At 45.9% G+C, this 14,751-nt stretch carries 14 protein-coding genes; 6 read left to right on the top strand and 8 right to left on the bottom strand.

What is annotated here, in order from left to right; genetic code table 11:
• Nucleotides 1–84: 84 nt before the first annotated feature.
• On the top strand, nt 85–1,116 hold the full coding sequence (locus tag ACR1R9_RS23100) for a LacI family DNA-binding transcriptional regulator (protein WP_099859024.1): 1,032 nt from the start codon (nt 85–87) through the stop codon (nt 1,114–1,116).
• Between the two features lie 33 nt (nt 1,117–1,149).
• Complete coding sequence (locus ACR1R9_RS23095; protein ID WP_083679106.1) at nt 1,150–1,653, top strand: MgtC/SapB family protein; 504 nt, start codon at nt 1,150–1,152, stop codon at nt 1,651–1,653.
• Between the two features lie 104 nt (nt 1,654–1,757).
• Here ACR1R9_RS23095 and ACR1R9_RS23090 read toward each other — a convergent pair whose 3' ends face one another.
• The gene (locus ACR1R9_RS23090; RefSeq protein WP_433922585.1) at nt 1,758–1,970 is read right to left on the bottom strand and encodes a DUF6366 family protein; all 213 of its coding nucleotides are present in this window, start codon (nt 1,968–1,970) and stop codon (nt 1,758–1,760) included.
• 119 nt (nt 1,971–2,089) lie between these two features.
• Nucleotides 2,090–2,356, bottom strand: a complete 267-nt coding sequence (locus ACR1R9_RS23085; RefSeq protein WP_433922586.1) for a hypothetical protein — start codon at nt 2,354–2,356, stop codon at nt 2,090–2,092.
• A gap of 293 nt (nt 2,357–2,649) precedes the next feature.
• On the opposite strand from ACR1R9_RS23085, the gene ACR1R9_RS23080 reads away from it, so the two are divergent.
• From ACR1R9_RS23080 to ACR1R9_RS23070, 3 genes are all read left to right on the top strand, one after another.
• The gene (locus ACR1R9_RS23080) at nt 2,650–3,129 is read left to right on the top strand and encodes a GyrI-like domain-containing protein (RefSeq protein WP_433922587.1); all 480 of its coding nucleotides are present in this window, start codon (nt 2,650–2,652) and stop codon (nt 3,127–3,129) included.
• Between the two features lie 339 nt (nt 3,130–3,468).
• Nucleotides 3,469–3,918 (top strand): hypothetical protein, encoded by a 450-nt coding sequence (locus tag ACR1R9_RS23075; protein ID WP_076291666.1) that lies wholly within the window; start codon nt 3,469–3,471, stop codon nt 3,916–3,918.
• Entirely contained in the window at nt 3,915–4,361 is a 447-nt protein-coding gene (locus ACR1R9_RS23070; protein WP_175380996.1) for a hypothetical protein, read from the top strand. Before ACR1R9_RS23075 ends, ACR1R9_RS23070 begins: the two co-directional genes overlap by 4 nt.
• A 96-nt stretch (nt 4,362–4,457) precedes the next feature.
• Here the strand turns inward: ACR1R9_RS23070 and ACR1R9_RS23065 are convergent, their stop codons facing one another.
• The 5 genes from ACR1R9_RS23065 to ACR1R9_RS23045 form a co-directional block, all read right to left on the bottom strand.
• Nucleotides 4,458–5,669, bottom strand: coding sequence for an alginate O-acetyltransferase AlgX-related protein (locus ACR1R9_RS23065; RefSeq protein WP_433922588.1), 1,212 nt, complete (start codon nt 5,667–5,669; stop codon nt 4,458–4,460).
• A 14-nt stretch (nt 5,670–5,683) separates the two neighbouring features.
• Complete coding sequence (locus tag ACR1R9_RS23060) at nt 5,684–7,105, bottom strand: MBOAT family O-acyltransferase (protein ID WP_433922589.1); 1,422 nt, start codon at nt 7,103–7,105, stop codon at nt 5,684–5,686.
• A 118-nt stretch (nt 7,106–7,223) separates the two neighbouring features.
• The gene (locus tag ACR1R9_RS23055; RefSeq protein ID WP_433922590.1) at nt 7,224–8,375 is read right to left on the bottom strand and encodes a hypothetical protein; all 1,152 of its coding nucleotides are present in this window, start codon (nt 8,373–8,375) and stop codon (nt 7,224–7,226) included.
• Nucleotides 8,376–8,392: 17 nt separating this feature from the next.
• Nucleotides 8,393–10,672, bottom strand: coding sequence for a glycosyltransferase (locus ACR1R9_RS23050; protein ID WP_433948878.1), 2,280 nt, complete (start codon nt 10,670–10,672; stop codon nt 8,393–8,395).
• A 387-nt stretch (nt 10,673–11,059) separates the two neighbouring features.
• Nucleotides 11,060–11,464 carry a CBS domain-containing protein gene (locus tag ACR1R9_RS23045; protein WP_024631266.1) on the bottom strand — a complete coding sequence of 135 codons (405 nt, stop codon included), beginning with the start codon at nt 11,462–11,464 and terminating at the stop codon, nt 11,060–11,062.
• A gap of 141 nt (nt 11,465–11,605) precedes the next feature.
• On the opposite strand from ACR1R9_RS23045, the gene ACR1R9_RS23040 reads away from it, so the two are divergent.
• Nucleotides 11,606–13,699 (top strand): penicillin-binding transpeptidase domain-containing protein, encoded by a 2,094-nt coding sequence (locus ACR1R9_RS23040; protein WP_433922593.1) that lies wholly within the window; start codon nt 11,606–11,608, stop codon nt 13,697–13,699.
• A gap of 104 nt (nt 13,700–13,803) precedes the next feature.
• On the opposite strand, the gene ACR1R9_RS23035 is transcribed toward ACR1R9_RS23040, so the two are convergent.
• Nucleotides 13,804–14,559: a class I SAM-dependent methyltransferase gene (locus ACR1R9_RS23035; protein WP_433922594.1), complete on the bottom strand. Its 756-nt coding sequence runs from the start codon at nt 14,557–14,559 to the stop codon at nt 13,804–13,806.
• Nucleotides 14,560–14,751: the final 192 nt, after the last annotated feature.

Here is a 14,751-nt window from a genome sequence, read left to right as displayed (position 1 = left end):
TCGACATGAACCTGACGGTACCATCAGTCATCTTTGAACTCGCGAGGACGAAATCGAACTAGTGTTGAGGAGAGGTTGTTCCTAATGGCAAAGATTGATGATGTAGCCCGTCTGGCGGGTGTATCCAAGGGAACGGTATCCAACGTATTCAGCCAGAAAAGGCCAACGAGCAAAAAGGTAACCGAGAAAGTACTGCAAATTTCGAAGGAATTGAATTACGTGCCGAATCATATTGCAAGAAGCTTGGTCACCAAGAAAACAATGGCGATCGGGCTTACGATTCCGCACGGAAAATTCTTTTTCAGCGTGTTCCATAATCAGTTTATCAATGGTGTCATTCTGGAAGCTTCCAATTACGGATATCGGGTGCTTCTGGACATGATTGCTGCCGAAGAGGTGAAGACACCTTCACTTGCGAGTTATCCTATTGACGGTGCCATTGTGCTGGGACCAACAGAAGAGGATGACCGGATCAATCTGCTGTATCAGCATGACATTCCGTTCGTCACGATCGGTAAAATCATTAACAAGGGACTTCAGGGTGTATCTACCGTCAATAATGATAATAAACAGGTCATGCGCGATATTTGCGATTATTTGCTTGGACTGGGGCATCGGAACATCATGTTTCTGAACGCCGGGGAGCAGATGACTGTTTCCATTGAGCGGTCGGAAGAGTTCGTCCGGGTACTGCAGGAGCATGGTGTGACGATCCAGCCCGGAATGATCCATTACAAACCAGGTATTCATTCAGACAAGTATATTAAATACGGCTATGATGAGACACTTCATAATGTGAAGAACCCCATGGGCAGGGTTACGGCCATTATTGCAGATGACGACCGTACTGCATTTAGCGCTCTTAATGCCATTAACGATGCGGGTCTTCGTGTGCCGGAAGATATCTCATTGTTTGTAATCTGCGGTGATCAGTCCATGATGCATCAGGTAAGACCTTCGTTGACGGGAATGGATTTGCAACCATCGGAGCTGGGTGTTCAGTCGGTAAGGCTGCTTATGCATAAGCTGGGTATTTTGGAGGGATCGTACGAGAATAACAGGATCGTGCCTAGCAAAATAATAGAAAGAAACTCTTGTTCCTCGATCAAGAATTAGCAAGAATGAGTTTCGGATGTTGTGAGGTTAAATATGATAACGTTTACATCCTGGATGGGCAACTCTGTACCTTTTGAATATTATGTCCGAATTCTGATCAGTGCTGTGCTCGGGCTGTTAATCGGATTCGATCGGACCCATAAGAACAAACCGGCTGGCGTAAAGACGTATACATTTGTCACGGTCGCTTCTGCACTCATTACAATCGTATCCATTGAGAGTGTTGAAGTGTACGGACAGCTGCATAACCGAACGATGATGGACCCGATGCGTCTGGCGGCTCAAATCGTCTCGGGCCTTGGTTTTCTCGGAGCAGGACTCATTATGAAGGCCGGATTTGAAGTGAAAGGTTTGACATCGGCAGCGATGATCCTATTTGCAGGTGGGGTCGGTATTGGTACGGGAGCCGGTTTCTACGGAATTGTGACCTTTTCGATGGCGGTAGCTTTCTTTTTCATCCGGGTTGGGGGTTGGATTGAGAAGTGGGAGCACAAGAAGCTGGTGGCAAAGGGAGAAAAGAAAGACTTGAGTGCTTAAATGGTTGAGTATTTTCTGCAAACGAATAAGCGTATTCAATGGAAAGCTTTGAGTACGCTTATTTATTCACATAGCGAAGAATGCATAGTTACCCCAATCCTTATTTAGGATACTAATTTATAAATTACATATCCTAGTACCAATAATATAATGAGGATTCCAGTGCCTTTCAATCCCAAACCTCCAACTAAATCTGCGAAGCTTCCAAATTGAGCACGATTTACGCCATCACCCAACGTACCCATGGGGTTTCCCTTTAATTCTTCTTGTCTTAGACGTTCTCTTTTTTCTTCAGGTGTTTCTTCTCGAAAATCCATGTGATCACCCCTGAAATATGATTTTTTGGTAAACAGAACCTATATTCAAAAAGAGCACAGGTGATCCGAAGTAAGTCAGGAACGCTTTGTGCTCTTGTTGTATTCAAATGATGTAGGAGTTATGGTTCAATACTAAGATCGAAATTGGGTTCGCACATATACCCCTTGTTATCCACATCAATCGTAAATTCCACATCATAGCTTACGTGGAACTCTTCCTTGTACGTTCCCTTCATCATCTTCATCGCATCAATGTATGATCCGAATTCGGGATCTTCTATATAGGGAATGGCAATGAGTTCAGTGTTAATGTGATGAGTGATCTCGCTGTTGCTGGAAACACCCGTATTAAACTTGGTAGGCTGAAGGTCAATTGACCCAATCATGCTCCCGGGGAAACCGGGACTGCAACTTATTCGCATAGTCATCTCCTTCGTCGTTAGTTAATCATTAGACGAAAAAATGAAGGTAAAGTTGCTCCAGAATTAGGAAATTAAGGCTGGATATGAATGAAGCTATTTCCAATCGTCTTGCTCTTTTGATACAGTATTTATAGTAAAATCCGTGGGGATATATTGTTTATGCAACAATCACTTCAGGAACTCCTGCGGAATGCGCGTGCGTAGGCACGTTTCGGTTAGATACTAATAATTCGTTCATTCTGAAAGGAGCCGATCCCATGAATGTGAAAGATAACTTGATTGAACAGCAGTCCCTAACTTTCGTAGGCATTAAAAGAACGTTTTCTTGTGTGGATGGCGAGAATTTGAGAGAGATTCCAAAGATGTGGCAGGAAGCTTTGGCGGACGGAATAGAAGATCGTTTAAACGAGTTTAATAACGGGGCCGTCTCCGGTTTGGTTGGCATTTGTATAGATCAGAGTGAATTACACAGAGGTCAAATGGAATATTGGATCGCAACTTCACACTCCGGGGAAGTGCCTGAGGGTTTGTTCTCAATAGAGATTCCCGCGTCCCACTGGATGGTATTTGAAGCCGATGAATTGGCGCCAGAAGCGATACAGCGGTTGTGGAAGTATATTATGAGCGAATGGTTCGGAGCCACTCCTTACAAGCACGCAGGAATTCCGGAACTTGAGGTTTACCCTGGTCAGGGTCTTCCTCCTCAAGTATGGATACCTGTTAAACCGTTATCGTGATTTAACGCATAACAGGCTAGGTTATATCGTTATATAGGTAAAGATCAACTATATCAATTGAACTAAACTTTTTCACGATAACGGAGAGGACAGAAATAACCTGAAGAAGCGGAGCTAAAAGCATTCTGAAAGAAAGCTGCATCGGAAGCATACGCTTCGCCTTTATCCCCGGATTTTCCCCTTTAAAAAGGGAATCCCAAAAATCTGGGGATAACAGCGATCGGAAGGTTGTTCTGTCATCGGAGTGCCACGTGTAAATAATTTTTAGTTCAATTTATATTGTACCAGAGGGTTTACTCATCATGGCTACATCATGTTCGATTCATTAGGAGGCTTAATATGTTATCCAATAAAGTGATTGATTATTGTCAAAATCAGGGCTGGTGGCATGAAGATGTGCCAGCAGAGTACGAAGAAGCTTTACGTAAACTGGGTATTGATCTTGCATCTGATTTTGCACATTTTTATTTGCATGCTGATGATGGTCCGACCTTTTACAGCAGACATCAGGAAATCTATCAGATCTGCTGGGTTATGGAAAACACCGTATATCTGGAGGACATGACGGTGGCTCAACTTACGTTGGGATTGCCAGAAGCCTACATCCCGCTGGACAGCTTTGAGGGCGAGGGTGGATTCTTTTATAACCGCCAAACGGGAGATGTGGCTCTGGTGGAGCTTGGTGAATCGATCGAACGTTTCCTGAGCGGTGAAAGCACACCGCAGTGGGCGAACTTCAATAACTTTCTGGAATGGTATTTCGAACTGGAGGAGGAGGTTACGGAGTGAAAGATTTGACACCGGAGCATCCCGAACTGGAGAGACAAATTATTGAAACGGTAGAAGCAGGCAATGTTCTGGATGAAACGCAGCAGCATGAGCAAGCCCTGATCTATTATGATCAGGCTTGGGGGATGCTGCCCGAGCCGAAGACCGACTGGGAAATGGCAAGCTGGATCGCTTCCTGTCACGTGAATGCACATATGGACATGAAGCAGTACGCGCTGGCGAAGCCTTGGGCAGAAATAGCACTGCAAACACGAAGTTCGGATATTAATACCGGGCCGTGGATTGAGCTGGGTATAGTCTGCATGAAGCTAGAGCAGCATGATGAAGCTTTTGCTAATTTGGACCTGGCGTATGCATATGGCAAGGAAAGAGCATTTCAAGGAAGCCCGCGTGATGTCTTGCAATATTATAAGGAACAGAAGGCGAAGCGTGAACGAAACTGATTCTATTGGATTAAAAAAGGGTACCCTGTCTGCCAGCTCATTGGCTGTGGGGTACCCTTCTTACGAATTTATATAGATGAATGATTCTTCACCGAGTTAATCTTTCGATCCGTAAGGGAAAAATTCATCTACGAGATCCTGCGGCGATATGGATATAAAGACGTGATCCAGGTCGGTTTTGCTAGCGAAATCCACGATGTCCCCCGTATAATACCGTGGATCAATCAGGTAAATCTCGGACACGACGGTCGACAGGAAGGAGATCATCGGCACTGCGAGAGAGTCCTTGATGAACAGTACCTTGAGTCCGTTCGGTTTGTCTTTATTCACCACATGAACGATTCCCTGATTTCCGTACAGGTACGTAAAGTACTTGTCAGCGGTTAGATCATAGGTAGCTCCTTGCACATTCAGCGGATAGGTTGTAAGCAGCGCATCCTCAAAGCGGCCGTTCAGTGTGGCTTCCGTCTCGCCGGTTTTGAAATAGAACGAATAGTCGGTTTTGAACTTCGGGTAAATCAGGTCAAAGTCATCGTCACCAGCAAAGTATTTCCCGGCTTTTCGACCCTGTGATCCAATGAAAATATCCTGATACGGCACCACATTATAGTTATTTAAGTCCGTGAAATAATGATCCGGGTCCAGCGGCTTGTCGTACATGCCGTCCAGATGATTCACCAGCTGGCCAAAGGCCCAGAACGCGGTCTTGATTTTCCAGTGGTGATCTGTGGTGAAAAAGAGATCCTTTGCCGGAATACCACTCTCCAACAGACCTTCGCGCAGATCCACCGTATCGATGCCATCCTGCTTAAGATTGGTCAGAAAGCCGTCGGCTGTTTCGTTGTTATAATTGTAAGGAATGCCTTCCGGGAACTGGGTATACCCACGTACGTATTTGTCTGGTGTCATCACATAGGTCAGTTTAGTTTTGGGGTCCAAATGTGCTCCCAGCGCTGCAACCCGATCCGACAGATCTTTCGTATCCGTTGGCCCTGTAGCGAAGTAGGTATAGTGCAGCTTGCCTTCCATGTCTTTTACGACTTCGAAGTTGTTCTCCTCGTTCTTCCACATGAGTGACTGCATATATCCGTACGCTTCCACGAAGCCGAACTTATCAAAGACATATTCATTAATGTCGTTATCCAGTTCGTGAATCAGTTCTTTGGCTTCAGAAAAATGGAAGTCCGTTGAAGCCAGCGTCTTTTGGATCGGCCCGAAGGATTGAATAATGTTCAGAACAGAGAATGTCACGAGCACGAGAATGAAGAGGAAAGCCGTGATTCTCTTTTTGGCAAAAAAGTTGTGCATGGTTGTGCCTTCTCTCAGAAATTGAAATAAATAAACGGATTGTATGTACCTTTGACCAGATACGATACACAGACCAGGAATAAAACGATGATTGTGACCGGGTACACCAGTTCCAATGGTTTGCTGAAACGGGCGCCGTCCACCATCAGTTTGTTCATTCGCGGGGCAATCGGCATGCAGAACAGAATACCGAGGATGAAGAAGAGTGCGTACTCTTTCAGGAACATCCAGGTTGTATCACTCCAGAATCCATTGCCGTACAGTCCGAACATGTTGCCCAGATAGTTGCCAGCTTGCAGCAGATCCGGTGAACGGAAGATCACCCACCCGATGACCACAATAAACATGGCATAGAGATGCCGCAGCGGGTTGAAGCGGGTACCTTTATCAAAGTTAGAGATTTTTTCCAGCGCAATGAATGCGAAGTTAATCAATCCCCAGACTACAAATGTCCACTCCGCACCATGCCACACGCCAGTCAATCCCCAGACGATGAGCAGATTGCGAATCATTTTATCCTTGTTAGTGACACGTGATCCCCCGAGTGGGAAATAGACATATTCCTTGAACCAGGTGCCCAGCGAGATATGCCAGCGGCGCCAAAATTCAGTGATGGACCGGGAGATATACGGATATCTGAAGTTCTCTTCGAACTTGAACCCGAACATGAGGGCGAGGCCAATCGCCATATCGGAGTATCCTGAGAAATCAAAATAAATCTGCAACGTATAGGCGATGGCTCCCAGCCATGCCAGACTTGCTGGAATATCCGAGGTGCCCCCCATGCTAAAGATGTGATCGGCGACAATGGCCATGCTGTTGGATAAAAGCACTTTTTTACCCAGGCCCACAATGAAGCGGCAGCAGCCCAGTGCGAACTTGTCCCAACTCTCCTTACGGTTGACCATCTGATCTGCAATCGTGTTATAGCGCAGAATCGGTCCGGCAACGAGCTGAGGGAAGAAGGAGATATATAGCGCCACATAAAAGAGATTCTTTTGCACGGCACCATGTCCGCGATACACGTCGATGACGTAGGAAATTCCGTGGAAGGTGAAGAACGAGATCCCTAGCGGTAACGCAATATTCGGGATATTTAGGCCAAAGCTTGTATTCTCATTCACAATACGCAGTGCAAAAGCCATGTATTTAAAGACGAACAGCATACCTAGATTGACGATAAGCATCAACGTAATGATGGTGTACGCGGCATTCCTTCGTTCCCTGAACTTGTCCACAAGCAGGGCGAAGATATAGTTGAAACAGATGGAGGCCAGCATGATGAGGACAAACCACGGTTCACCCCATGCATAGAAGAGCAGGCTGGCAACCAGCAGCAGTATGTTTTTGGCCGTAACCGAGAATCTCAGTATGTAATACAGCCCCAGAACAAGCGGCAGGAAATAAAATAGAAAGATTACACTGGAAAAGAGCACTGCCTTTCCTCCTTGAGGATCATATAAGGGAGCACGTTGTATCAATTGATGCAACATGCTCAATTAAAAATAGACAGACACCCGCATCTTAGGATGCGAGTTGGTCTGCAAGGTTCGTTTACATGCGAAAAGGTCGCCGTGCTTGTCGATCATTGCGGGAACGTCGCTTTCTGGCGCCCTGGGCATTCCGTTGTCTTCTCCACATCCAGTAGAGGACGAGTCCATGGATTCCGGCAGCTGTTAACAAGAGACGAATAAACCATCCCACCGATGTTTTCATCAGTGGGTCGGCAGGGCTGAGCACCTTGGTAATTTCAGATGGGTCAGGAATAGAACGTGGCGTCCCGTCTTTCTCCTGAACATTCATCGCTGAAGAGCGATCCAGCATGACGGTCTTTGTCAGATTCCATTTGCCATTCACAAGTGCACGTATGGTGGCCTGCTCAGCATCGACATCGGTATGCAGCGTCAGCAGTCCATCCGGTGTAATGGATACTCCCTGCACGGGGGTGTCGAGCTGGAATTTTACATTGGGCTTTTCTTCTGAGGAGGATTCAACACCGTATTGGGCAATGGATTCCCCGGCTACAGGCTTCACCACACGTTCGTCACCAGTCATTTGCAAGGTGGTGAGCCCGTTCTCCACCACAGCTTGCTTCTTGGACAATGGCTTGATGTTGCCGATGCGGAAGCTCAGCTTGGCGTTTTCGGGAGTTGTGGTTGTAATGCCCCAGCCAATGACTTTACCCAAGTTCACCTGACCTGCCGTGCTGGCCTTGTCCTGGACCATTAGGCTGGAAAAGGGGATGCGGATTTGTCCGACAAATCCCGGTTCCAATGCAATCAGGCCAGATAACGGACGAACCAGTTCAGCGTGTCCGGTTGATTTCTCGACTACGATGACGTTTCGATCATCAGACACAGTAAGGGAGGTTTTATCCGCTCGGGTCAGTACGATATTAAGAGGCAACCTTCGGTCCGATTCATTGCGGATGGAGAAGGTCAAAGCCCCATAGCCTGACCAGTCTCGATTCTGCAGCTCATAAACGTAGGCCGAATAGTATCCTTTTTTGAGCCCCAGCGTGGAGGTCTTAATCTGAATACTGCCTTGCTTATCAACGCTGGCGTCTACCTTGGCTCCATTGTTCCATTCATGGAGTGTACTCCTACTCACCTTAAGCTGCTCTGCCTGAACAGCCTGGATGGGATACATGTTCCATAACACAACAAGACTAGCAACAAGTGTAAGTTGTTTCCACTTCTTGATCATGCTTTCTTGCCTCCCCTCTATAAATAAGCCATCTCGTTCAGTTCGTCTGGAGAGATGTTGTTCTTGCCCTGGGATGCAGGGCCTGTTTTACCCAACTGAATATGTTCCTTATTCCACTGTTTCAGCAGAGCTTCCAAGGTTGGCATCTGATGGTTGCGAGCAATATCACGAATATTGGTCACACGGTACAAATTGCCTCGTTTGTTACGCAGGGACTGTACCCACATGCATTTCAGTGAGATGTCTTCGCTAAGCGAAAGTTGGATCTCATTGGCCAAATCATGATGCTCCATCTCCACCAGGACGAATTCATAGTTGAAATCCATCAATGTCACGATTCCATGATCTGCCGTTGGCAATTCGCGATTTAGCGCAATTCGTGCCAGCTTCCGGTTGGACATGAATTCACTCTGACCCCGACGTACAAAATTCAGGCGAATGTCTTCAAATGTACTGATATCCTTGTCCAGCTTCTGTGGCAGCGTAGGTTCGCGATCATAGATGATGTGCAGCAGCTGGCGCTGCTCTTGTTCCGTGATATCCTTAACGGTAAAAGCATATTTCCAACGGTTTCCGATCGAAGCGACATGTGCCACCTTGCCTGTAAACTCGCTTGAATACCGGTCATTTACCAGTTTAATGCCAATATCCATATCACTTGGAATGTACTTCGGTGTATCCAGCATGACGGAAATACCGCCTTCCGAAAGATCATGGGTGATGCAGGAGATGATCTCCCCTTCCGTTGTGAGCGTGCAATCCACGGCAGCCATTGAGCGCTCGTGATTGCGGAACACTTTGCGTCCAGCCAGGAAGAAGATCGACATCATGATGTTGTAGAGATTGATCAACAACCAATACAGCACAACGAGGAAACCAATCGTTCCTTGGCTAAATGTCCAGTGGATACAATTAACGATTCCGATAATGGATAGTACCGCCAGAATCAGATGAGGAATCATCTGTTTAATCTGATAGTTCCGATCATCATTTTGCGCACCGTCTTTGCGGGTAACGACGAATTTGTTCCTCGTGATGCCCAGAGTTTCCAGAATGACGGCGGGCAGAAGGGAAGGGAACAGAATGGTCTCATATACATTGGTCCATTTGGTGGTCCGAATATTGCCGGATAACATTCGCAGGCAGGTGTTGGTCAACAGATACATCGGCAACCAGAACACAAGAATCTCCAGAATGGTACATTTCACAACCAGAACGCCGAACACGGCAAACAGTATGGGTGACATGATGTACAGCAGTCGTTTTAACCCGGAGTACCAGTAGGTAATGGAAGAAATGTAGTTCAGTTTTTGAGCAAAACTAAGTCCCTTTTTGAAGAGAAGGTTCATTTTTTTACCTGTCTGAATACAACCGCGCGCCCAGCGCTGACGCTGTTTAATCAGACTTTTCAGATCACCGGGAGCAAGTCCGGAGGCCAGTACTTTATTGGTAGCGAAGCAACGATACCCTTTGCTTTGCATTTCAATACCAGTGGCGAAATCCTCTGTAATGGAACCGGTATAGAAACCGCCGACGTCTTCCAGTGCCTGTCTGGAGAGTACGGTATTTGTTCCGCCATAGATGACGGAATTGGATTTGTTGCGACCTACTTGTACGTCCCGATAGAAATAATCCTGTTCATTCGGTATCCGGTTCTCGGAGTACAGATTGTACTGGAACTGATCCGGATTATAGAAACTCTGTGGTGTTTGCACAAAACCAATTTTTTCTCCGGTCAGAAAATAGGGAACGCACGACGTCAGAAAATCATGTTTTGGAATCATATCTGCATCAAAGGTGACGATTAGCGGGGAAGACGTATGCTTCATGGCATTGTTCAGGTTACCCGCCTTGGCATGTACATGCTCTGTTCGCGTAAGGTAGTTAATACCCAGGTGCGCAGCCAGGTCCCGCATCTCGGGACGGTTCGAGTCATCACACAGATGGATATGTACTTTGGAGCGATCAGGATAATCCATGTTCAGACAGCCATTAATCGTTTTGAACAGAAGCGAAGTGGGTTCATTATAAGTTGCGATAAATACATCCACATCCGGATATAAGGCTTCGTCAACAACGGGAAGTTCGGGATATTCGAGCCGGGTCATATTGTAAAAATGGACGGCGAGTTCGAACATACCTATAAGTTCGACAATGAGGAGGGCAAGACCTGCGGTTACAGCGAGAGGGCCATGTCCAAAAGGAATGGTGAAAAATGTACGCCAAATGACGTAAATACAAGACATAATCACAGTAGCTGTGACAAGTATCTTGTTGCGTGTACTTAAGTAGTTCAAGTGAATACCTCTTCCTGATTTTTCTGAGTAGTGCCGCCTATCGGAATAAAAAGAATGTGATCATTGTACTAAATGATTCTGAACAAATTCTGAAAAAAGAGATAGGACCTCGAAAAATATAGAACCTTAGGTTCAATTTTTGATGGTTAATTTTGTCGTATCATAATAATTATTGTAGTTATTTGTCGAAAATTGCGCAATATGTTTATTTGTTTTTTCGCATAAATGAAAGTAGAGGCCGGATGTTATCTGAAAACACAAAAATGACGAGCTCAATGTGCAATGTCATTAAGTTAAGTAACTTAATGATATTGCCCCAAGGACTCGTCATTTCTGTTTCAGTCTTCTGCCATTGTGATCAGCAAAAGGCATATATTCATTTCAAATTTAGTCGGAGATGTTGCGCGTATAATACTCAATAATATCCTTGCGACGGATAATACCGAGGAAGACACGGTCCACATCCACCACAGGCACAAAGTTTTGATCTGCTGCCAGCGTCAGCATATCTTCCATTTCTGCCTTAATAAAGACACATTCATTATATACACGGTTGTCGATCTCATGCACTTGGACCTGATCCATCGTCTCAAATGTCAGTCCAGGAGTGCTCCGCATTTTCCATAACAAATCGCCTTCGGACAGGGTGGCAACATATTTTCCATCCTGGTCAATCACGGGAATGGCGGTATAATGCTGCAATTCAAGCTGCTCGATCGCATCTTTCATGGAAGCGGAAGACTTGATATAGGCCACTTCGGCTTTGGGGAGTAAAAAATAGCTGATTTCCATCATCGGGCTCCTTTACTGTAATCTCACTCTCCTTATTTAAACATATTATGTGAGCTTTCGGCTATTTTTAATGATAAATTCGTCAGATTTGTTCCATTGTTTAATTGAGGCTGGAAATCTATAGTGTATATTAGAGGTGATATGATGAAATCGAAACGTAAAATTATTTATGGACTGCTTCCCATCTTATTTGCCGGTGGAATCGGAATGTACTTATACATGCAGAATAGCAAAACAGAGGAAGTAAAGCCCGAGGTAACCGCTAATCAGTACATAGAGCATTTGCAAAAGAAAGAATTTGATCAACTGTATACCTTGATGACACCTGCTTCATTGAAAGAATCCGGTATGAACCGTGAGCAATTTGTGGAAAAATACAACGCAATCTATTCGGGTATGGAGGTTTCTGCGATTAAAGCAGAATTGAAACCGAAAGTAATCGAAGAGACAACGGATGGCAAGGGTAAAGAAAATAATAACCAAAACCAAAACCCGGATGCCTATGAAGTGGACTACAGTCTGCAGTTAACGACTTTCCTGGGGGAAGTGGATGAGACACATACACTGAAACTGGTGCGTGAAGAGCTTGAGGAGGGTGGCAAAGTCTGGCGGATCAACTGGAAGCCATCCATGATTCTGACTGACATGGTCAAGGGAAGCAAAGTTCGGGTGAGAACCCTTTTCCCGGAACGTGGAGACATTGTTGATCGTGAAGGGCTGCCCCTCGCAACAAAAGGAAATATATATGAATGGGGTATCATACCTGAGAAGTTGGGAGAGAATCCAGAGGCGATGATCGCCCGGATCGCGGAGCATTACAAAGTAACAGAAGCTATGATTAACACCGCGCTTGCACAGAAATGGGTGAAGCCAGAATATTTTGTCCCGATTGCTTCAACCGAAGACTCCCGGGTGCCTACAGCACTGGCTGGTGTGCAAGTTCAATCCAAGGAAATACGATATTATCCTCTTGGTGAGGCTGCTGCTCATCTAATCGGTTATGTGCGCAAGGCCACCAAGGAAGATTTGGAGAAAGATACGGAAGGCTATTATCGTGCGGAAGATTGGATTGGCAAAGCCGGACTGGAGCAATCCCTGGAGAAACAGCTTCGCGGCGAACGAGGTGGCCTGATCGAGATCACCGATGAATCTGGAAACACTCGCTCTGAGCTTATTCGCAAGGATGCAGTGGATGGAGAGAATATTCAACTGACGATAAGCTCTGAGCAACAGCGCAAGTTGTATAAGACATTATCGAGTGGCGGTGACGCCGGAGCAATGGTGCTGATGAACCCAACGGATGGTAATTTGCTGGCACTGGCAAGTGCGCCCGCCTATAATCCGAACAAGATGGTTACAGGACTGACGCAGGCAGAGTGGGATGCCTATTCAGCAGATGGGAAGCTACCTTTTATCAACAGGTTTACGAATCGTTATGCACCAGGTTCAACCTTTAAAGCCATTACGGCAGCAGCAGGTCTGATGGAGAAGGTTACCACAGCCGACAAATCGCATGATATCTCTGGTCTGCAATGGCGCAAGGATGAGAGCTGGGGCGGTTACTATGTGAAACGTGTGAAAAGTGTATCCCCGGTGAACATGGTTGATGCGCTGGTCTACTCGGACAATATTTATTTTGCGAAGGAAGCCATAGAGATGGGCAGCGCTAAGTTCATAGATGGCATCCAGAAGTTCGGTTTTGGAGACAACTTTGGACTGGATGAACTGTATTTGAAACCAAGTCAGTATGCAAACGAGGCTCATCTCGATCTATCATCCGAGGTGCTGCTCGCTGACACGTCCTATGGACAGGGAGAAATGTTGATGTCGCCGATCCATCTGGCTTCGTCCTTCACTCCTTTTATTAATGAAGGAAAAATGGTGAAGCCCGTACTGATAGAGGAGAAGGAAACCGTCGAACCGGAAGTTGTGATTACGCCTGAAGTGGCAAATACGGTGAAGGATGCATTGAGCGAGGTTGTGACCCGATCGGGAGGAACGGCTCATTCCTTGAACTCACTCCCTGAAGGACTGGCGGCCAAGACAGGGACTGCCGAGCTGAAGGCCAAGAAGGGTGAAAAAGGACAGGAGAACGGATTTGTCGTGGTGTTCGATACCGAATCACCATCCTTCCTAATAGCCGCAGTCATTGAACAAGTGAACGGTAGAGGCGGCAGTCATTATGTTTTGGGTAAATTAAAGCCTTTCCTGGAGAAAAAGGGAGTAATACAGTAATTGGATTGCGATTTACGATGTATCTTTAGTATTTGAAGAGCCCATCCACCATTCATGTTACTAAAATGGCGGATGGGCTTTATTTTGCCTTTATGTTATAAGATTTATTTCCGAGCAGTCAGCATAAAACGTGCCGAGTTCGTTCGAATCCCTTTATCGCAGCGATTTTGCTCAACAAACTGTTGGAAACGCTTGAAGTCAGATTCCTTCTCTCCAAAACCGGGAATGATCGGTGCGTGGGTCAACAGGAAAAGCAGATCATCAGGCGTGGCGTAATATTCTGTTGCATTATATTCGTGTGTCTCAATGTCACGAAAACCCGCTTCGCGAAGCTCACGTTTGTATCGTTCCATTAATGTGCCAGGCTGAACATCTGAGGCTTGACCACGGCCAAAGGCATTTTTTACATTATATTTATCATGTTCACTGACTTGTTGGGTAAGGAATACACCGCCATCGTCCAATACCCTGAATACTTCTGTAGCGCAGAAGTCGCAGTGTCTGGAGGACACTACATTGAAGAATTGATCTGGAAATGTCAGTTGCTCTGCATTCATATGCACAAAACGGACATTCGAACGGGAACCAGATGCCTTGAGATTACGCTGGGCAGTCTCAATCATTCCCAGGGAAAGGTCGATTCCAACCAATAATAGTGCGGCATCCGCGATGGACAGAACTACTTCTCCACCACCTGTACCAATATCAAGCAATAGATCAGATGGTTCGGTGCAGCGTATAACTTCCTCGTAGAAATTCCATTTGATTCCCTCTGAAGTCACTTTCAGGGAGCTGAAGTCCCAGCCATTCAATCGCCCAATACGTTCGTAAAAAGTAGTATAGTCCATCTTTTTCTTCATTATATGATTCCTCCAATGTGAGTTCTTGATTCTAGACAGATGTTGTGCCAAATCGTTACGATTAGATGCCGAACAGGCTCAAAAGGGCAGACGTATCCCATGTTAGCTGGTACGCGTTTTGACCCAGCCCGACGACTAATTACTTCGAACGATTCGGAATAACATCCGTTTCACCTCACAGTCTGGAATATC

The sequence above is a fragment of the Paenibacillus taichungensis genome, assembly GCF_050994985.1.
Classification (GTDB): domain Bacteria; phylum Bacillota; class Bacilli; order Paenibacillales; family Paenibacillaceae; genus Paenibacillus; species Paenibacillus taichungensis.
Note: the sequence above shows the minus strand (reverse complement) of the source record. Positions and strands in the feature narration are given on the sequence as shown.